The sequence below is a fragment of the Plantibacter sp. VKM Ac-2880 genome (genome assembly GCF_015351235.1).
GTDB lineage: Bacteria > Actinomycetota > Actinomycetes > Actinomycetales > Microbacteriaceae > Plantibacter.
In genome coordinates, this window is record NZ_JADKSJ010000001.1 from 1,985,002 (window position 1) to 2,003,865 (window position 18,864).

Annotated in this window: 18 protein-coding genes; 16 read left to right on the forward strand and 2 right to left on the reverse strand. The window is 68.5% G+C overall.

Features of this window, described 5'->3' with window-relative positions; genetic code table 11:
• Positions 1-18 precede the first annotated feature (18 nt).
• The gene (holA, locus tag ITJ57_RS09565; RefSeq protein ID WP_056006549.1) at positions 19-1,074 is read left to right on the forward strand and encodes a DNA polymerase III subunit delta; all 1,056 of its coding nucleotides are present in this window, start codon (positions 19-21) and stop codon (positions 1,072-1,074) included.
• Between the two features lie 231 nt (positions 1,075-1,305).
• Here holA and rpsT read toward each other — a convergent pair whose 3' ends face one another.
• Positions 1,306-1,566, reverse strand: a complete 261-nt coding sequence (rpsT, locus tag ITJ57_RS09570) for a 30S ribosomal protein S20 (RefSeq protein ID WP_056006546.1) — start codon at positions 1,564-1,566, stop codon at positions 1,306-1,308.
• 219 nt (positions 1,567-1,785) lie between these two features.
• Between rpsT and lepA the strand changes: the two genes are divergently transcribed.
• From lepA to hemW, 3 genes are read left to right on the forward strand one after another with little or no spacing between them, the layout of a single operon-like run.
• Positions 1,786-3,636, forward strand: coding sequence for a translation elongation factor 4 (gene lepA, locus ITJ57_RS09575; RefSeq protein ID WP_194669811.1), 1,851 nt, complete (start codon positions 1,786-1,788; stop codon positions 3,634-3,636).
• A complete protein-coding gene (locus ITJ57_RS09580) occupies positions 3,633-4,277 on the forward strand; it encodes a DUF1990 family protein (protein ID WP_285040358.1) in 645 nt (214 codons plus the stop codon). Before lepA ends, ITJ57_RS09580 begins: the two co-directional genes overlap by 4 nt.
• A 10-nt stretch (positions 4,278-4,287) precedes the next feature.
• Positions 4,288-5,514, forward strand: coding sequence for a radical SAM family heme chaperone HemW (hemW, locus tag ITJ57_RS09585; RefSeq protein ID WP_194669812.1), 1,227 nt, complete (start codon positions 4,288-4,290; stop codon positions 5,512-5,514).
• A 111-nt stretch (positions 5,515-5,625) separates the two neighbouring features.
• Here hemW and ITJ57_RS19365 read toward each other — a convergent pair whose 3' ends face one another.
• Positions 5,626-6,183, reverse strand: a complete 558-nt coding sequence (locus ITJ57_RS19365) for a DUF4870 domain-containing protein (RefSeq protein ID WP_228506569.1) — start codon at positions 6,181-6,183, stop codon at positions 5,626-5,628.
• A gap of 215 nt (positions 6,184-6,398) precedes the next feature.
• Between ITJ57_RS19365 and hrcA the strand changes: the two genes are divergently transcribed.
• The 12 genes from hrcA (at position 6,399) to ITJ57_RS09650 (ending at position 18,817) form a co-directional block, all read left to right on the forward strand.
• A complete protein-coding gene (hrcA, locus tag ITJ57_RS09595; protein WP_194669813.1) occupies positions 6,399-7,421 on the forward strand; it encodes a heat-inducible transcriptional repressor HrcA in 1,023 nt (340 codons plus the stop codon).
• A 54-nt stretch (positions 7,422-7,475) separates the two neighbouring features.
• Positions 7,476-8,597: a molecular chaperone DnaJ gene (dnaJ, locus tag ITJ57_RS09600; protein WP_056006528.1), complete on the forward strand. Its 1,122-nt coding sequence runs from the start codon at positions 7,476-7,478 to the stop codon at positions 8,595-8,597.
• A gap of 1 nt (position 8,598) precedes the next feature.
• Positions 8,599-9,336: a 16S rRNA (uracil(1498)-N(3))-methyltransferase gene (locus ITJ57_RS09605; protein WP_194669814.1), complete on the forward strand. Its 738-nt coding sequence runs from the start codon at positions 8,599-8,601 to the stop codon at positions 9,334-9,336.
• 49 nt (positions 9,337-9,385) lie between these two features.
• A complete protein-coding gene (locus ITJ57_RS09610; protein WP_194669815.1) occupies positions 9,386-9,739 on the forward strand; it encodes an HIT domain-containing protein in 354 nt (117 codons plus the stop codon).
• 76 nt (positions 9,740-9,815) lie between these two features.
• Entirely contained in the window at positions 9,816-10,829 is a 1,014-nt protein-coding gene (locus ITJ57_RS09615; RefSeq protein ID WP_228507053.1) for a PhoH family protein, read from the forward strand.
• A complete protein-coding gene (ybeY, locus tag ITJ57_RS09620; RefSeq protein ID WP_056006516.1) occupies positions 10,826-11,293 on the forward strand; it encodes an rRNA maturation RNase YbeY in 468 nt (155 codons plus the stop codon). The genes ITJ57_RS09615 and ybeY overlap by 4 nt, the downstream gene beginning before the upstream one ends.
• The gene (locus ITJ57_RS09625) at positions 11,293-12,597 is read left to right on the forward strand and encodes a hemolysin family protein (protein WP_194669817.1); all 1,305 of its coding nucleotides are present in this window, start codon (positions 11,293-11,295) and stop codon (positions 12,595-12,597) included. The genes ybeY and ITJ57_RS09625 overlap by 1 nt, the downstream gene beginning before the upstream one ends.
• Positions 12,594-13,502 carry a GTPase Era gene (gene era / locus ITJ57_RS09630; RefSeq protein WP_194669818.1) on the forward strand — a complete coding sequence of 303 codons (909 nt, stop codon included), beginning with the start codon at positions 12,594-12,596 and terminating at the stop codon, positions 13,500-13,502. Before ITJ57_RS09625 ends, era begins: the two co-directional genes overlap by 4 nt.
• Positions 13,503-13,629: 127 nt before the next feature.
• Positions 13,630-14,901, forward strand: a complete 1,272-nt coding sequence (locus tag ITJ57_RS09635; protein WP_194669819.1) for an alpha/beta hydrolase-fold protein — start codon at positions 13,630-13,632, stop codon at positions 14,899-14,901.
• A 156-nt stretch (positions 14,902-15,057) separates the two neighbouring features.
• Entirely contained in the window at positions 15,058-16,818 is a 1,761-nt protein-coding gene (gene leuA, locus ITJ57_RS09640; RefSeq protein WP_194669820.1) for a 2-isopropylmalate synthase, read from the forward strand.
• Positions 16,819-16,946: 128 nt separating this feature from the next.
• Positions 16,947-18,131: a sensor histidine kinase gene (locus ITJ57_RS09645; RefSeq protein WP_194669821.1), complete on the forward strand. Its 1,185-nt coding sequence runs from the start codon at positions 16,947-16,949 to the stop codon at positions 18,129-18,131.
• The gene (locus ITJ57_RS09650; RefSeq protein WP_194669822.1) at positions 18,128-18,817 is read left to right on the forward strand and encodes a response regulator transcription factor; all 690 of its coding nucleotides are present in this window, start codon (positions 18,128-18,130) and stop codon (positions 18,815-18,817) included. Before ITJ57_RS09645 ends, ITJ57_RS09650 begins: the two co-directional genes overlap by 4 nt.
• Positions 18,818-18,864: the final 47 nt, after the last annotated feature.

Consider the following 18,864-nt stretch of genomic DNA (forward strand, 5'->3'; position numbering starts at 1 on the left):
CGGTCGAGAGGAGCCGCTGTGGCTGCACCACGTTCTGCCGGTCGCGGCAAGGCCAAGACGGCCGCCAAGGCCTCCGCAGCGATCCCCCAGCTCGGTTGGTCGGAGATCCGGCCGGCCCCGATCGTGCTCGTCTCCGGCACCGAGTCGTTCCTGGCCGAACGCGCCATCCGCCGCTTGCGTGACTTCCTCGTCTCAGAGGACCCCTCCCTCGAGGTGAACGACGTCGCCGCCGACAGTTATGCGCCGGGGGAACTCCTCACGGTCGCGAGTCCCTCCTTGTTCGGCGAGCCGCGGCTCGTCCGCGTCAGCCAGGTCGAGAAGTGCTCCGACCAGTTCCTCACCGAGGCCATCCGCTACCTCGAGGCACCACCGGAGGGCGCGTACCTCGTGCTGCGGCACAACGGCGGCGTGCGGGGTAAGAAGCTGCTCGACGCGATCCGTTCCGGTACCGGAGGCGGTGTGGAGATCGTCTGCACCGAGCTCAAGCGCGACAGCGACAAAGCGGACTTCGCCGCGGCGGAGTTCAAAGCGGCTGGCAGGCGGATCACCCCACAGGCGTTGCGCGCGCTCGTCGGGGCGTTCTCCGACGACCTCGCCGAGCTCGCCGCGGCGTGCAGCCAACTCATGGCCGACGCGTCGGCGGAGATCACCGAGCAGACGGTGGACAAGTACTACGGCGGCCGCGTGGAGACGAGCGCCTTCGACGTGGCGGACGCCGCTATCGGCGGGCGCCACGGTGAAGCCCTGCTCGCGCTCCGGCAGGCCCTCGACTCCGGCGCGGACCCCGTTCCGATCGTGGCCGCGTTCGCGATGAAGATCCGCACGATGGCCAAGGTGTCGTCGGCCCGCGGTGGCTCCGGCCAGATCGCACAGCAGTTCGGCCTGGCCCCCTGGCAGGTCGACCGAGCCCGCCGAGACCTGTCCGGGTGGACGGACGCGGGTATCGGCCGCGTCGTGCAGATGCTCGCCGAGACCGACGCCGGAGTGAAGGGCGCGACCCGCGACCCGGTGTTCGCGCTCGAGCGCCTCGTCGGCGTCATCGCAGCGCGCGGCGTCGATCCGGCAGCGCGGTAACCGGTCGACCCGACCCGTCGTCGATCGGGCTGCCCTTCGACAAGCTCAGGGACCGGCACTGGCTGCAGGGACCGGCACTGGCTGCAGGGACCGGGGCCGGCTGCAGCGACCGGTGCCGATTCCAACGACCGGGCCGACTCCAGTGACCGGTGCCGGTTCGATGGGTGCGGCCAGGAACGCGAAAGGCCCCGCACGTTCCGAAGAACGCCGGGGCCTTGCAGCTGGTGTCGCTTAGAGCGCGTTGACCTGCTTGGCGATGGCCGACTTGCGGTTCGCTGCCTGGTTCTGGTGGATGACGCCCTTGCTCACGGCCTTGTCGAGCTTCTTCGCGGCGAGCTTGAGAGCGGACTCGGCCTGAGCCTTGTCGCCGGCGACGACGGCCTCGCGCGTGGCGCGGATGGCGGTCTTCAGCTGGCTCTTGACGGCCTTGTTGCGCTCGTTGGCCTTCTTGTTGGTGCCGATGCGCTTGATCTGCGACTTGATGTTTGCCACGTTGGGTCAACTTTCGGTTCGAGGAAATGATGTTCGGTGCCGTCGGACGGAAGAGGGCGTCTTCAAGCGAGTTCTCGTGTGGTCTCAACTCACACGCAAGCCAACAGGCAACATTACCAGTCAGGCCGAGTTCTGGCAATCCAGGGTACCGCAGCGCGGGTGCTCCCCGCCGTGGGACAATGAGGGTTGCCCGATTCCACCCCTGACCCCGAGGAACGCGTGAGCCCCCAAGCAGTGAAGGCCCTCGAGCCGGCATCGACCGACCCGGCGTTCATCCGGAACTTCTGCATCATCGCCCACATCGACCACGGTAAGTCGACGCTGGCGGACCGCATGCTGCAGATCACGGGTGTGGTGTCGGACCGCGACATGCGGGCGCAGTACCTCGACCGCATGGACATCGAACGCGAGCGCGGCATCACGATCAAGAGCCAGGCCGTCCGCATGCCGTGGTCGTTGAACGGTGAGACCTTCGCGCTCAACATGATCGACACCCCCGGCCACGTCGACTTCACCTACGAGGTCTCCAGGTCGCTCGCCGCGTGCGAGGGCGCGATCCTCCTCGTCGACGCCGCGCAGGGCATCGAGGCGCAGACGCTCGCGAACCTCTACCTGGCGCTCGAGAACGACCTCGAGATCATCCCGGTGCTCAACAAGATCGACCTGCCGGCCGCCGACCCCGACAAGTACGCCAAGGAACTCGCCAGCCTCATCGGTGGCCGACCGGAGGACGTGTTGCGCGTCTCCGGCAAGACGGGCATGGGCGTCGAAGAACTCCTCGACCGGGTGGTCGGCCGCATCCCGAACCCCACCGGCGACCCGGACGCACCGACGCGCGCGATGATCTTCGACTCCGTCTACGACACCTACCGCGGCGTCGTGACCTACGTCCGGATGATCGACGGCCAGCTGAGCCCGCGCGAGCGCATCCAGATGATGTCGACCCGCGCCGTTCACGACCTCCTCGAGATCGGCGTCAGCTCACCGGAGCCGACGCCCACGAAGGGGCTGGGCGTCGGCGAGGTCGGCTACCTCATCACCGGCGTGAAGGACGTCCGGCAGTCGAAGGTCGGTGACACCGTCACCACCGCGGTCAAGCCGGCGACGAACGCCCTGCCCGGCTACACGGATCCGAAGCCGATGGTGTTCTCCGGTCTGTACCCGATCGACGGCAGCGACTACCCGATCCTGCGCGACGCGCTCGACAAGTTGAAGCTCTCCGACGCCTCACTGAACTACGAGCCGGAGACCTCGGTCGCCCTCGGCTTCGGCTTCCGCGTCGGCTTCCTCGGCCTGCTGCACCTGGAGATCGTCACCGAGCGGCTCCAGCGCGAGTTCGACCTCGACCTCATCGCGACAGCCCCGTCGGTGACCTACGAGGTGAAGACCGAGGACAAGCAGGTCGTCACGGTCACGAACCCGAGCGAGTTCCCGTCGGGCAAGATCCTCGAGGTCTCCGAGCCCATGGTGAAGGTCGGCATCCTCGCGCCGAAGGACTACGTCGGCACCATCATGGAACTCTGCCAGAGCCGCCGTGGCGCGCTCCTCGGCATGGAGTACCTGGGCGAGGACCGCGTCGAACTCCGATACACGATGCCGCTCGGCGAGATCGTCTTCGACTTCTTCGACCACCTGAAGAGCCGCACGCAGGGGTACGCCTCGCTCGACTACGAGCCTTCGGGCCAGCAGGCTGCGGATCTCGTGAAGGTCGACATCCTCCTCCAGGGCGACCAGGTCGACGCCTTCAGTGCCATCGTGCACCGCGAGAAGGCCTACGCCTACGGCGTGCTCATGACCGAGAGGCTGAAGAAGCTCATCCCTCGCCAGCAGTTCGAGGTCCCGATCCAGGCGGCCATCGGTGCGCGTATCATCGCCCGCGAGTCCGTCCGCGCGATGCGCAAGGACGTGCTGGCCAAGTGCTACGGCGGTGACATCACCCGCAAGCGGAAGCTCCTCGAGAAGCAGAAGGAGGGCAAGAAGCGCATGAAGATGGTCGGCAAGGTCGAGGTGCCCCAGGAGGCGTTCATCGCGGCGCTCTCCGGGGACGTCGAGACGAAGGACAAGAAGTGACCGCGCGACGCAGCTCGTTCGAGGACGAAGCCGTCGACTACGCGGCGGTCGGCGCGACCCAGCGCAGCGACCTCATGCAGTACCCGCCGGAGGGCTACGTCCCCTCGGAGGACGAGTTCCGACTCGGCAGCGGTGAGGAGCGCTTCGCTCTGGCGACCAGCGCGCTGCTCACCTGGGGACTCCACCGGTCGAGCGGTGTCGAGATCACCGACGTGCACCCGGGGACGGGTGTGCAGTACGGCGGCATCGCCTTCGCGGAGGACGGCACCCCGCTGGAGCCGATCGAGACGCACGAGGAGCAGCGGTTCGCCGAGGACGGCACACCGTTCATCACGCCGGGTACGACGGTCGTGTTCGCGGGCTCCGTCGGTGGAGAGCCGCTCGTCGGCCCGCATCGCGTCATCTCCGTGACGGAGGAGCCGGGGCACGTCAGCCTGGCCATCGGCACGATGGACGGCGACCCCGAGAGCGGTGAGCAGTCCTTCACGATCGAACAGCGAGAGGACGACTCCGTCTGGATCGTGGTGCGCTCCTTCTTCCGCCCGACGAAGGGTGCCGCGAAGCTGGTCGGCTCGAAGCGCCGTCGGAAGACCATGAACGACGCCTACCTGCGCGCACTCCTGCCGTCGCGCGGCCTCTGAGCGACGGATCGTGCCGAGCGCGCTTCCCCTCGCCGATCCGGCGCCGGCCGACGGGCTGCTTCCGGAGACGGCGGTCGTCGGTGCCCACCAGCGCGCCTTCGGGGTGTACCTGCACGTGCCGTTCTGCCGGGTGCGCTGCGGGTACTGCGACTTCAACACCTACACGTCGACGGAACTGCGCGGCGCGAAACAGTCGGACTACGCCGACGAGGCGGTCGCCGAGATCCGCTTCGGCCGCGGTGTGCTGGAGGCGTCGGGCGTCCCCGACCGCCAGGTCTCCACAGTCTTCTTCGGGGGAGGCACACCGACCCTGCTACCGGCGGACGATCTGGTCCGCATGCTGCGTGGCGTGACCGACTCCTTCGTCCTTGCACCCGGCGCCGAGGTGACGACGGAGGCGAACCCGGACTCCGTGGACGCCGCGTACCTGCAGACGCTGGCGGACGCCGGCTTCACGCGCGTCTCGTTCGGCATGCAGTCGGCGGTGCCGAGCGTCCTGGCCACGCTCGAACGAACACACGACCCGGCGCGGGTGCCGCTCGTCGTGCAGTGGGCGCGCGACGCCGGTCTCGGCGTCAGCCTCGACCTCATCTACGGGACGCCGGGGGAGACGCTCGCCGACTGGCGGGTGTCACTCGAGACGGCCATCGCCTGCGGCCCCGATCATGTGTCGGCCTATTCGCTCATCGTCGAGCCCGGCACGAAGCTCGCCCGCCAGATCCGTTCCGGCGTTGTCGGAACGCCCGACGAGGATCTGCAGGCTGACATGTACGAGCTCGCCGACGACCTCCTGACCGCGGCCGGATACGGCTGGTACGAGGTCAGCAACTGGGCGACGTCCGACGATCACCGCTCCCGTCACAACCTGTCCTATTGGACGGGTGAGGACTGGTGGGGTGTCGGTCCCGGGTCCCACAGTCACGTGGGCGGGGTGCGCTGGTGGAACGTCAAACATCCTGCGGCCTACGCGCAGCGCATGGCTGCAGGCGAGTCACCCGCCGCCGGCCGCGAGACCCTCGACGACGAGACCCGCGAACTCGAGCGCATCCTGTTGCTGACCCGGACGCGCGACGGCATCCCGATCCGCACCCTCGCGCCCGAGGCACGCACCGCCGTCGCCGGGCTCATCGCGGAGGAGCTCGTCGATGCACGGCAGGCGCTCCTCGGCCGCTTGGAACTCACCCGACGCGGGCGGCTCCTCGCCGATGCCGTCGTGCGACGGCTCGTCGGCGACTGACGCGGTCCGGGCGTGTCCCGTTCATCAGGCCGTCGAGCGACGTCAGGCCGCCGGAACGCCGACAGCCCCGACCGGCGGACCGGACGGGGCTGTCGTGAGGGGCTCGGACGATCAGGCCTTGATGAACTGGATCGTGAGCGGGTAGCTGTACAGCTCACCCTTGTTCGCCTTGATCGCGGCGATGATGCTGAACACGATCACGACGATGTACACGGCGATGATGACGAAGATGCCGACCAGGACGATCGTGAGGATCGACCCGACCACGAGGGCGATGAGCATGGTCAACTGGAAGTTCAGCGCGGTGAGCGTGTGGGCCTTGATGAACGGCCCGCGGTCCTTGAGCGCCAGATAGCCGATCAGCGGCGGGATGAAGCCGAAGAAGATCCCACCGATGTGGATGAGGGTCGACCACAGCTTCTCGTCCGACGGGCTCATGGGCTGCGCGACGGGGTAGGGCTGCTGGTACTGCGGAGCGCCGGCGGGCGGCGGCGGGTAGGAGCCGGCACCGGGCGGCGGCGGCGCGTAGCCACCGGCGGGCGGCGGCGGGTAGGAGCCTGCCGGCGGCTGGTGAGGAGCTGCGGGCGGGGGCGTCGCGCCGTCTCCTGCAGGCGGAACCGACCCGCCCTTGGCAGGGTCGACGGGCGGTTGAGCGTTCGGATCGGACATCTTCGCACCTTTCACGGAGAGTGATATTCAATTGGTCCAGCAGAGCGTATCGCACCAGGTGTCGCGGAAACGGGACCCACGCCTGTGGCCAACGGTATTCCTGGGCCGCCACGGCGCGCAAGGGATGCCTTCCGGTGCGCCGCGATATGATTGGCAGTCAGGGTGTTCGAGTGCTGACGGTCGGCGTTCGGCGGAGACGAGGAGAGGGGTTCGCCATGGTGTCGGATCGCGGTCTCGAGGTTCTCCGGGTCATCGTCCAGGACTACGTCGCGTCGCGAGAGCCGGTCGGGTCGAAGACGATCGTCGATCGTCACTCCTTCGGCGTCTCGGCGGCCACCATCCGGAACGACATGGCGCAGCTCGAGGACGAAGAGCTCATCGCCGCGCCCCACACGTCCTCGGGGCGCGTCCCGACGGACAAGGGCTACCGCATGTTCGTCGACCACCTCGCCGACCGGCGTCCACTGAACAACGCGCAACGGACGGCGATCGAGACGTTCCTCGGCGCATCCGGCGACCTCGACGAGGTGCTCCACCGCACCGTGAGGCTCCTGTCGCAACTCACGAACCAGGTCGCGCTCGTCCAGTACCCGATGTTCTCCCGTGCTCGCGTCCGGCACCTCGAGCTCGTGAGCGTCACGCCGAACCGGGTGCTCGCCGTCATCATCCTCGACAACGGCCGCGTGGAGCAGCGTCTCATCGAGACGGAGCGGCCAGTCGACGACGACCTCATCGCGCGCCTCCGCTCGGCCTGCAACGAGGCGGTCGCAAGCCGTCCCCTCCTCGACGCCCATGACGCCCTCGGCGACGTCCCCGACACGATCGCCGAACTCGACCGGTCCGCGGCGGTCCGGATCGTCGACGCCGTGCGCGAGCAGCTCTCAGCCCAGCGACAGGACCGCCTCGTGATGGCGGGCGCCGCGAACCTCGCTCGCACGGAGGACGACTTCCCGGGGAGCATCTACCCGGTGCTCGACGCGATCGAGCAGCAGGTGGTCCTCCTCAGGCTCTTCGGCGAGATGGAGTCGGAGCGCGACGGGGTCGTCGCCAGCATCGGGCGGGAGAACGCCTCCTTCGGTCTTGAGACGACGAGTGTCGTCGCGGGGAACTACCGTTCCTCTGGTGGCGAAATCGCCCGTCTCGGCGTCCTCGGCCCGACCAGAATGGACTACGCGAGCAACATGGCGGCGGTCCGTGCCGTCGCCAGATACCTCTCGCGCATCCTCGACGCCGAGTGACGCCTCCTCGTCGCGTCCACCAACACCTTCCGCACCTCGAACGAAAGGCCCTCAGTGGCTGACTACCCCGACCACTACGCAGCACTCGGCGTCGCCAAGGAGGCGACGCCCGAAGAGATCAAGAAGGCCTACCGCCGCCTCGCCCGCGAGCTGCACCCGGACGTCAACCCGGGTTCGGACGCCTCGGAGCGGTTCAAGGAGGTCACGCACGCCTACGACGTGCTCAGCGATCCCAAACAGCGCCAGCAGTACGACCTGGGTCCGCAGGCGGGCGGCTTCGGTGGCGGTGACGCCGGCTTCAGCGGCTTCGGCGACATCTTCGACACCTTCTTCGGCGGCGGCGGCCAGCAGCGCGGCCCGAAGTCGCGTCGTTCGCGCGGCGAGGACGCGCTGCTCCGGGTCGAGCTCGACCTCGACGAGGTCATCTTCGGCACCCACCGCGACCTCGAGGTCGACACCGCGGTGCTCTGCGGCACCTGCAACGGTTCCTGCTGCCAGCCGGGCACCTCGCCGGTCACCTGCGACATCTGCCACGGCACCGGTTCCATCCAGCGCGCCGTCCGTTCGCTGCTCGGGAACGTCATGACCTCGGCACCCTGCGGCACCTGCCGCGGCTACGGGACGATCATCGCGACCCCGTGCGTCACGTGCCAGGGACAGGGGCGCCTCCGCGCCCGCCGCACTGTGTCGGTCGACATCCCGGCCGGGGTCGACACCGGCTTGCGGTTGCAGATGCCGGGGAGCGGCGAGGTCGGTCCTGCCGGAGGCCCGAACGGCGACCTCTATCTCGAGATGAAGGTCAAGCACCACGACGTCTTCAGCCGTGACGGCGACGACCTGCTGTGCACGCTGGAGGTCCCGATGACGGACGCCATCTTCGGGCGCCACGTCACCGTCCACGCGCTCGACGGAGACGTCGAGGTCGAACTGCGTCCGGGCGTCCAGAGCTCGGAGGTCATCACCGTCAAGGACCGCGGCGTGACCCGGCTTCGCGGGAACAGCCGCGGGGACCTCAAGATCGGCGTCCAGGTCGTCACCCCGACCAAGCTCGACCACCGCGAGCGGGAACTCATCAAGAGTTTCGCCTCGGGCAGGCGTCAGGGGCCTCCTGCGCTCGCGCAGTTCCAGCAGGGGCTGTTCGCGAAGATCCGCGACCGTTTCCACGGCGTCGGTTGAGATGAGTTCGCTGTACGTCCGCGAGGACCTCGAATCGACCGGCGTCGGCGACTCGGTCACCCTCCGGGGGCCGGAGGCGAAGCACGCCGTGTCGGTCAGCCGGTTGCGGGTGGGGGAGACGACGTCGATCGGCAACGGACGCGGATTGATCGCGACCGGAACGGTCGTCCGGAGCGAACCGGGCGAGCTGGAGATGCGCGTCGAGTCGGTGGTCGTGCATCCTGAGAACCGTCCGGCGCTCGTGCTCGTGCAGGCGCTGGCCAAAGGAGATCGCGACGAACTCGCGATCCAGGCGGCGACCGAACTCGGAGTCGACCGGATCATCCCGTGGGGTGCTGAGCGCAGCATCTCCCGCTGGCAGGGCGACAAGGCGAGCAAGGGCCGTGCGCGCTGGCAGCTCATCGTGCGCGAGGCGGCCAAGCAGTCGATCCGCTCCCGGGTGCCCGAGGTGGCCGAGGTCGTCGACACGCGCGGCCTCACCGCCCATGCCGGCGGACGGACCGTACTCGTCCTGGAACCCACGGCCGCGCTCAGCCTGACGGACCTCGACCCGTCGACCTTCGACGCCGACGAGGTGGTGCTCGTCGTCGGCCCCGAGGGCGGGATCTCGCCCGCCGAGCACGAGCGTCTCGTCGACGCCGGGGCGGTCGCGGTGCGGATCGGCTCCGGCGTGCTGCGCACCTCGACGGCAGGGCCGGCGGCGATCGCAGCGGTGAACGTGCTGCTCGGCCGTTGGTGACATTGTCGAGCCCGCGCACGACGCCGCTACGAACCTTAGACTGGTGGGCATGAGTGAAGCACCGTCCGTTTTCAGCCGCATCGTGTCCGGGGAGATCCCCACGACCCTCCTCGCCGAGACCGATCGGGTGATCGGCTTCGCCGACATCAACCCGCAGGCGCCCGTGCACCTCCTGGTCGTTCCGAAGACCGCCGAATACCGCGACGTCGTGGCGTTGGCCGCCGGCGACCCCTCGCTGCTCGCCGAGATGGTCGAGGTCGCGTCGTCGCTCGCACAGGAACACACGGGCGGCGACTTCCGTCTGGTGTTCAACACCGGTGAGACCGCGGGCCAGACGGTCTTCCACGTGCATGCGCACGTCCTCGGCGGTTCCCTCGAGGAGGGCACCCTTGGCGGAGCCTGAACCCACGACCCCTGACGTCCCCGCCGGTCGACGGGAGGAGGACGTGGAGCATGTGCTCCATGTCGACGGCATCGCGATGGTCCGGCTGCTCGGTCCGCAGGACCGCCTCCTCACCACCGTCGAGCGCGAACACCCTGGCGTCTCCGTGCACGTGCGCGGGAACGAGATCACCATCACCGGCCCCGCAGCGCAAGCCGACGCGGCCAGACGACTCGTAGAGGAACTCATCACCATGGTCCGAGAAGGACACGACCCTGGCCCGGCGGAGGTCAGCACCTCGGCCCGGATCCTCGGCCAGGACGGCACCGCCTCGCCGTCCGAGGTCCTGGGCCAGGTGATCCTGACCTCCCGCGGCAAGACGATCAAGCCGAAGACCGTGGGTCAGCGCGCCTATGTCGACGCCATCGACGAGCACACGATCGTCTTCGGCATCGGGCCCGCCGGCACCGGCAAGACGTACCTCGCCATGGCGAAGGCGGTCCAGGCGCTGCAGCGCAAGGAGGTCAACCGGATCATCCTGACGCGTCCGGCGGTCGAGGCCGGCGAACGGCTCGGCTACCTGCCAGGCACCCTCACGGACAAGATCGACCCGTACCTCCGTCCGCTCTACGACGCGCTCAACGAGATGATGGACCCTGAGATCGTCCCGAAGCTGCTCGCAGCGGGCACGATCGAGGTCGCTCCGCTCGCCTACATGCGCGGACGCACCCTGAACGACTCCTTCATCGTCCTCGACGAGGCACAGAACACCACGCCGGAGCAGATGAAGATGTTCCTCACCCGGCTCGGATTCGGTTCCAAGATCGTGGTCACTGGCGACGTTACGCAGATCGACCTCCCGACGGGTGCGTCGGGACTCCGACTCGTCACCCGGGTCCTGAAGGACATCGACGACATCCACTTCGCCAACCTGACGAGCGACGACGTCGTCCGTCACACGCTCGTCGGCCGCATCGTCGACGCCTATGGCGAGTACGACGCCGTCCGTCAGGCACAGCGCTTCGAACGCGAGCAAGCGGCCGAGTTCGCCAACCGCGCTGAGCGTCGTGGCGCAGCGCGAGACCACCAGCCGAAACGAGGACGCTCATGACCATCGAGATCAACAACGAGTCCGGTGTCGCGGTCGACGAGTCGCGCATCCTCGCCCTCGCCTCCTTCGCGCTCGACGCCATGCATGTCAGCCCGGACGCCGAACTCGCCATCGTCCTCGTCGACGAAGGCGCCATGGAACAGCTGCACGTCCAGTGGATGGACGAGCCCGGCCCGACGGACGTCCTGAGCTTCCCCATGGACGAGCTGCGCCCCGGGACGGAGGAGAACCCGACCCCGCCCGGACTCCTGGGCGACATCGTCCTCTGCCCGCAGGTCGCCGAGACGCAGGCGACCGCGGCGAAGCACTCCACGATGGAGGAGCTCCAACTCCTGACCTGCCACGGCGTCCTGCACCTGCTCGGCTACGACCACGCCGAGCCCGATGAGGAGAAGGAGATGTTCGGCATCCAGCGCGACATCCTCCTCGCCTTCGCGCTGCAGGAGAGACGACGCACCAGCTGATGTCCCTCGTCGCCGTCTTCGTCATCGTCGCGTTCCTCCTCGTCGCCTTCGCCGGGCTCATGGCCGCAGCCGACGCGGCGATCGGCGTCCAATCCGGCGCCGACATCCTCGATCTCGCCGACGGCGCACGCTCGGCGTCCGCGCTCAGAGCGATCGCCGCCGACCCCGGTGCGCACGTCAACGCCATCAACTTCATCCGGATCCTGGCGGAGACGACGGCCGCCGTCCTGGTGACGCTCGCGCTCGCTTCCTCGATCGATGAACTGTGGCTGGTGCTCGTGCTGGCCGTCATCATCATGACGGGGACCTCCTTCGTCCTCGTCGGCGCCAGTCCGCGAGGGGTCGGGAGGACCCACGCCAGCGGAGTATTGCGGTTCAGTGCCCCCGCGATCCGCACCGCACGGGTCGTCCTCGGTCCGGTCGCGAACGTCCTGGTCACCCTCGGCAATCGGGTGACCCCCGGCCTCCCGCGTTCGGTCTCCTTCACCTCCGAGGAGCAGCTGCTCAGCATGGTCGACGAGGCGACGGCGCACTCGGTCCTCGAAGAGGACGACCGCGAGCTCATCCATTCGATCTTCGAGTTCAACGAGACGCTCGTCCGAGAGGTGATGGTGCCGCGTACCGATCTCGTGGGCCTGCAACGCGACCTCAGCGTCCGTGAGGCCCTCGAGGTGTTCCTGGAGACGGGCATCTCGCGGGCACCGGTGAGCGACGGCGACATCGACGACCTCGTCGGCATCCTGTACCTGAAGGACCTCGTGAAAGCCATGTTCGGTGACCAGGGCGCGGCGGAGGTCGGGTCGATCGAGCCGCTGCTGCGACCGGCGAGTTTCGTCCCGGAGTCGAAGAAGGCCGATTCGCTGCTGCAGCAGATGCAGAAGGACTCGAACCACATCGCGATGGTCGTCGACGAGTACGGCGGCATCTCCGGGCTCGTCACGCTCGAAGACCTCATCGAGGAGCTCGTCGGCGACATCTCCGACGAGTACGACACCGACACTCCCGAGGTGACCGACCTCCACGACGGTCGGTTCCGGGTCGACGCCCGTCTCGCCGTCGACGAGCTGGGCGAGCTGTTCGGCCTCGAACTCGACGACGACGACGTCGACTCCGTCGGTGGCCTGCTCGCCAAGGCGCTCGGGCGCCTGCCCGTCGTCGGATCCACCGTCTCCACCAACGGACTCGAACTCACCGCCGAGCGGGTCGAGGGGCGGCGGGGACGCATCCTCACCGTCATCGTCCAGCGCGACGACCAGCTGCAGGACGCCCAGCAGGCGTCCACCGAACACCGGGAGCACCCATGAGCGACACCACCCCTCCGTCCGACTTCCGCGCGGGGTTCGTGTCCTTCGTGGGGCGTCCCAACGTCGGCAAGTCCACGTTGACCAACGCCCTCGTGGGGGAGAAGGTCGCGATCACCAGTTCGAAGCCGCAGACCACGCGACGCGCCATCCGCGGGGTCGTGCACCGCGAGCACGGCCAGCTCATCGTCGTCGACACCCCGGGCATCCACCGTCCGCGGACGCTGCTCGGACAGCGGCTCAACGACCTCGTGCAGTCGACACTCTCGGACGTCGACGTCATCGGCTTCTGCATCCCCGCCAACGAGAAGCTCGGTCCTGGCGACCGCTTCATCAACGAGTCGCTCGACGGCTTCCCGCGGGCGAAGAAGGTCGCGATCGTCACGAAGACCGACACCGCGAGCCGCACCACCATCGCGGAGCAGCTGCTCGCGATCTCCGAACTCCGCGACTGGGACGCGGTCATTCCGCTGTCCGCAGTGACGGACGACCAGCTCGACATCCTGGTCTCCGAGGTGACGAAGCTCATGCCGCTCTCGGAGCGTCTCTACCCGGTGGAGGCGAGGACCGACGAGACCGTCGTGGACCGGGTGTCCGAGCTCATCCGTGAGGCGGCGCTCGAGGGTGTCCAGGATGAGCTGCCGCACTCGCTCGCAGTGACCATCGACGACATGATCCCTCGTGAGGGAACCGACCTGCTCGACATCTACGCCAACGTGTTCGTGGAGCGGGACAGCCAGAAAGCGATCATCATCGGTAAGGGCGGCTCGCGGCTGCGCGACGTCGGCGCTCGCGCCCGGGCCGGGATCGAGCCGCTCGTGGGGTCACGGGTGTTCCTCTCGATCCGCGTGAAGGTAGCGAAGGACTGGCAGCGCGACCCGAAGCTGTTGGGCCGTCTCGGATTCTGACCGCAGCACCAGCGAGCTGAGAGGCCGTTGAGCGCCGACTGAGCGCTTGCTGTGGGACAGCGATCGAGCAGGGCGTCCGGCCCTGGGCGCGGACATACTGATCCCGGGGTAGGGAGAGGGTGTCCACGTGTTCGACGGATTGTTGGGATTCCGGCTGGATCAGCCGATGCTGCTCGTCTGGGCGGCGGTCGTCGCCGCACTGCTCGCCGTGATCCTGATCACCGGTCGTCGATCGTTCCGATCCGTGATCACGAAGGTGCTCGCGGCGGTGTGCGGCGCCGTCTTCGCGTACGTGCTCGCCTGGGTCCTCGGTGACGTCCTCGACGTCTTCGGGATCGGGCTGACCCCGACCACCCGTGCGTGGGCGGCCGTCGCATGCGCCGGTGCCGCGCTCGCGATCGTCAGCATCCCGCGGGCCAGGGCGTGGCGCGTCGTCACGGCCGTCGTCGCGGTGCCCGTGTTCCTGCTCATCGGTGCTCTCGGCATCAACCAGGACTTCGGTCAGTTCCCGACCGTGCGCTCGGCGCTCGGGATCAGTCCGTACGGGGCGTTCACCTCGGTGGCTGCGGCGCACGGGACGACGGCGGACTGGCGGGCCCCGACCGACCTCCCCACTGCCGGCCGTGTCGAGCGGGTCGACATCCCGGCCACGACGTCCGGGTTCCGACACCGGGACGCACTGGTCTACCTGCCGCCCGCGGCGCTGACCGCCCACCCGCCGGCGCTGCCCGTGATCGAGGCGTTCAGCGGTCAGCCGGGCCAGCCGGCCGACCTGTTCGCCTCGGCCGGACTCGCGGGTCTCCTCGACCGGTTCGCGGCGTCCCACCACGGTCTGGCGCCGATCGTGGTGGTGCCGGATCAGCTGGGGGCACCGGACGCCAACCCGATGTGCGTCGACGGCCCACTCGGGAACTCGGCGAGCTATCTCACCGTCGACGTCCCGGCGTGGATCACGGCCCACCTCCCCGTCTCCTCCGCTCGGACGGACTGGTTCATCGCCGGCTTCTCGCAGGGCGGGACGTGTTCCATCCAGCTCGGCGCCGCTCATCCGGAGCGCTACGGCGGCGTCCTCGACATCTCCGGAGAGGTGGTCCCCACCATCGGTCCGTCGACGGTTGCGAAGGGGTTCGGCGGGTCGGAGGCCGCCTATGCCGCTGCGGCCCCATCCGCGATCATGGCCGAGCGGGCGCCGTACGCGGACACCGTGGCGATCTTCGGGTACGGCAGCGCCGACGCACGCTACGGGCCAGGGGTCGAGCGGATCCAAGCGGCCGCGGCAGCTGCCGGCATGCGCACGACCACCTTCGTGTCGCAGGGCACCGCGCATGACTGGCACACGGTCCACACGGTCCTCGAACGCGCGCTGCCGGCGGTCGCGTCGCGGTTCGGCCTCGGCTGACGGCACTCGGACGGAGTCGTGGGTCAGTGCTATGCTGGCGACGTGTTCACCGGTCTGCTCCTCCTTAGCTGCCGCGACGAGTCCTAGTTCCAGGCCTCCCTCGTCGCGGAGTTCGTCATTGGCTCACCCCCAATCCCACGAGGAGATCCCAGGATCATGAAGAACACCCAGAAGCCTTCAGGCATGCCGGTCCATCGCTACCGCGCCTACCAGGACCAGTTCGCCGTGTCGCTGCCGGACCGCACCTGGCCCGACCGCCGCATCACCGAGGCGCCGCGCTGGTGCGCCGTCGACCTGCGTGACGGCAACCAGGCGCTCATCGACCCCATGAGCCCCGAACGCAAGCGCATTATGTTCGACCTCCTGGTGAAGATGGGCTATAAGGAGATCGAGGTCGGGTTCCCGAGCGCGAGCCAGACCGACTTCGACTTCGTGCGCAGCCTCATCGAAGAGGGCGCGATCCCCGACGACGTCACCATCCAGGTGCTGACCCAGGCACGGGACCACCTCATCGAACGCACCTACGAGTCGCTGCACGGCGCGAAGCAGGCGATCGTGCACCTCTACAACTCGACCAGTGTCCTGCAGCGGGACGTGGTGTTCCGGAGCGACAAGCAGGGCATCATCGACCTCGCCCTGCACGGGGCCCGGAAGTGCCGGGAGATGGAGTCCACCGTCCCAGGGACGCAGATCTACTACGAATACTCTCCGGAGAGCTACACGGGGACCGAGCTCGAGTTCGCTGTCGACATCTGCAATCAGGTGGTCGAGGTGCTCGAGGCGACGCCGGACCGCAAGGTCATCATCAACCTCCCGGCCACCGTCGAGATGGCCACGCCGAACGTCTACGCGGATTCGATCGAGTGGATGAGCCGCAACCTCGCCAATCGCGAGAACATCATCATCTCGCTGCACCCGCACAACGACCGCGGTACCGCGATCGCCGCTGCCGAGCTCGGCTACCAGGCGGGTGCAGACCGCATCGAGGGCTGCCTCTTCGGGAACGGTGAGCGGACCGGCAACGTCGACCTCGTCGCACTCGGCATCAACCTGTTCACGCAGGGTGTCGACCCGCAGATCGACTTCAGCGACATCGACCAGGTCAAGCGGACGGCCGAGCACTGCAACCAGCTGCCGGTGCACGAGCGGAGCCCCTGGGCGGGCGACCTCGTCTTCACGGCGTTCAGCGGCTCGCACCAGGACGCGATCAAGAAGGGCTTCGAGGCGATGTCGGTCGAAGCCGCGTCGCAGGGCAAGGACGTCTCCGACCTGGAGTGGGCGGTCCCGTACCTCCCCGTCGACCCGCAGGACCTGGGTCGCAGCTACGAAGCGGTCATCCGCGTCAACTCCCAGTCCGGCAAGGGCGGCGTCGCCTACCTGCTGAAGAACGACCACGCGCTGGACCTGCCGCGTCGTCTGCAGATCGAGTTCTCCGGAGTCGTGCAGGCCAAGACCGACGCCGAAGGCGGCGAGGTGACGAGCGGCCAGATCTGGGCGGTCTTCCAGGACGAGTACCTCCCGGCGGCCGCGGCCGACGCGAAGTGGGGCCGGTTCGAACTGCAGTCCACCAAGACGTCGAGCGACCTCGCGGGCACCGTGGTGCTCGAGGTCGCCCTCCGCGACGGCGAGGCCGTGGAGGAGCGCACGTCGACCGGGAACGGTCCGATCGCAGCCTTCCTCAACATGCTCTCCGACCGCGGCATCGAGGTCACGCTCTACGACTACGTCGAGCACACGCTGAGCGCTGGCGGTGACGCCGAGGCCGCCGCCTACGTGGAGCTGCAGGTGAACGATCAGCGACTCTGGGGCGTCGGTATCGACGGGGACATCGCGACCGCGTCGTTGAAGGCCGTCGTGTCGGCGGTCAACCGGGCCGTGCGGTCCGGTGTCGAGGCTCGGGAGCTGGCGGCGATCTGAGGTCATCCGCAACGCCGGGTCGCCCTTCGGGAAGACCCGGCGTTGCGGCGTTCCGGAGACGTACACCCGGAGGATGATCTTGCGCCGCGGGTGCCGCCCCTCCGGTGGGCAGGTCGTACGGTGGGAGGATGCTCCGCACGCTCCGGCCCGGCCAGTTGGCCGTCGACATCGCACTGCCGTCCGTGCTGTTCATCCTCACGTTCGTGTTGTACGCGACGAGGCCGCAGCAGTACGTGATCGTGCTGCTCGGCATGTGCGCCGCCCTCGCCGTGCGCCGGCTCGCCCCGGGGATCTCGCTCGCCATCGCCTGGGTGACGGCCCTCGTGCAGATGCTGCTCCTCCTCGCGCCGGACCCCGCGAACTTCGCGATCCCCGTCGTGCTGTATGCGGCGGCGACGTACGGCGGCAAGGTGGCGCGATGGATCTCCTTCGCCTCCGCCTTCCTCGGGGCCGCGCTCATCGTGGTCTACGTGATCGTCGTCCCGAGCTGGACGACGGGTGTGAACGCCGAGATCAACTCCTTCGGCCTGGCCACCGACATGACCCCGGTCGCGAAGGTGACGGTCGGGCTCTTCATGTTCCTCGCCTTCGCGGCGTTCTTCGGGCTCGCCTGGACGGCCGGTGTCCTCATGCGGACCTGGCGTCGTGCCAGGGAGAGCCGCCAGGCGCAGTTGCTTGCCGAACGCGACGTCGCCGTCGAGCAGGAGCGCAACCGGATCGCCCGCGACATGCACGACGTCGTCGCGCACTCGCTCGCAGTCGTGATCGCGCAGGCCGACGGTGCCAGATACGCCCTCGCCGCCGACCCCGATTCGGCGGACCAGGCGCTCCGGACGATCTCGAGCATCTCCCGGGAGGCCTTGGCCGACGTGCGGGTGCTGCTCGGGCAGTTGCGGTTCCAGCAGAGCGAGGGTCCACAGCCGGTCTTGGCCGACCTCGACCGCCTGTACGAGCAGCTGCGCGGGGCGGGCGTCGACGTCGTGGTCGAGAACCACGGAGCGGAGCGCCCGGTGGCGACCGGTTCGCAGCTCGCGGTGTACCGGATCATCCAGGAGGCGCTCACGAACGCCCTCCGCCACGGCGACCACCGTGCTCCGATCGACGTCCACCTCGACTGGACCGGCCCGGAGCTGCAGGTGTGGATCGTCAACCGCGCGAAGTCTGAACCGCCCAAGCCCGGAACCGGTCACGGACTCGCCGGGATGAACGAGCGCGCTACGCTGGCAGGCGGCAGGTTCGGGACGACCCTGGTGGACGGTCTCTTCACCGTGTACGCGTCGATCCCGTTCACGACGGCAGGAGTGACGAGATGACCGATGCACACGGCAGCGCGGCAGCGGAAGCGATCACCATCGCCCTGGTGGACGACCAGGCCCTGTTCCGCGGCGGCATCCGCATGCTCATCGGCTCCCAGCCGGACCTGCGGGTCGTCGGCGAAGCGTCCGACGGACGACAGGCGGTGGAGCTCGCTGCCCGGACCCGCCCGCAGGTCATCCTCATGGACGTCCGGATGCCGGTCATGGACGGCATCGAGGCGACCAAGGCGATTCTGTCGGAAGCGGACGCGCGTGGGACGGAACGGCCCCGCATCATCGTGCTGACCACCTTCGACCTCGACGAGGCGGCCGCGACGGCGATCCGAGCCGGCGCGAGCGGCTTCGTGCTGAAGGACGCCGAGCCGGAGTTCCTCCTCGCAGCGATCCGTACCGTGCACGCGGGGAACGCGGTCATCGCGGCGTCCGCGACGCGCGAGCTGTTCGAGCACTTCCGGCAGGCGCCCACGCCGCCGGTCGCACCACGGCGCTATGCCGAACTCACCGCTCGGGAGCGGGAGATCTTCCTCCTCGCGGCGCGAGGGTTGAGCAACTCGGAGATCGCGGCCGCCGAGTTCCTCAGTGAGGCGACGGTGAAGACACATATCAGCAGGATCTTCGGCAAGCTCGAGGTGCGCGATCGCGTGCAGCTCGTCGTCTTCGCCTTCGAGCACGGGCTGGTCTGACCGGTCTCCATCGCCGGTGGTTCGAGGATCATCCGTCCGATGTAGGG

Excerpts from the sequence above, each read along its gene's own strand:
- ITJ57_RS19365 (WP_228506569.1), bottom strand. The coding sequence starts at position 6,183 with ATGTCCGATCCGAACGCTCAACCGCCCGTCGACCCTGCCAAGGGCGGG.
- hrcA (WP_194669813.1), top strand. The coding sequence starts at position 6,399 with ATGGTGTCGGATCGCGGTCTCGAGGTTCTCCGGGTCATCGTCCAGGAC.
- ITJ57_RS09605 (WP_194669814.1), top strand. The coding sequence starts at position 8,599 with ATGAGTTCGCTGTACGTCCGCGAGGACCTCGAATCGACCGGCGTCGGC.
- ITJ57_RS09610 (WP_194669815.1), top strand. The coding sequence starts at position 9,386 with ATGAGTGAAGCACCGTCCGTTTTCAGCCGCATCGTGTCCGGGGAGATC.
- ITJ57_RS09615 (WP_228507053.1), top strand. The coding sequence starts at position 9,816 with ATGGTCCGGCTGCTCGGTCCGCAGGACCGCCTCCTCACCACCGTCGAG.
- ybeY (WP_056006516.1), top strand. The coding sequence starts at position 10,826 with ATGACCATCGAGATCAACAACGAGTCCGGTGTCGCGGTCGACGAGTCG.
- ITJ57_RS09625 (WP_194669817.1), top strand. The coding sequence starts at position 11,293 with ATGTCCCTCGTCGCCGTCTTCGTCATCGTCGCGTTCCTCCTCGTCGCC.
- era (WP_194669818.1), top strand. The coding sequence starts at position 12,594 with ATGAGCGACACCACCCCTCCGTCCGACTTCCGCGCGGGGTTCGTGTCC.
- leuA (WP_194669820.1), top strand. The coding sequence starts at position 15,058 with ATGAAGAACACCCAGAAGCCTTCAGGCATGCCGGTCCATCGCTACCGC.
- ITJ57_RS09645 (WP_194669821.1), top strand. The coding sequence starts at position 16,947 with ATGCTCCGCACGCTCCGGCCCGGCCAGTTGGCCGTCGACATCGCACTG.
- ITJ57_RS09650 (WP_194669822.1), top strand. The coding sequence starts at position 18,128 with ATGACCGATGCACACGGCAGCGCGGCAGCGGAAGCGATCACCATCGCC.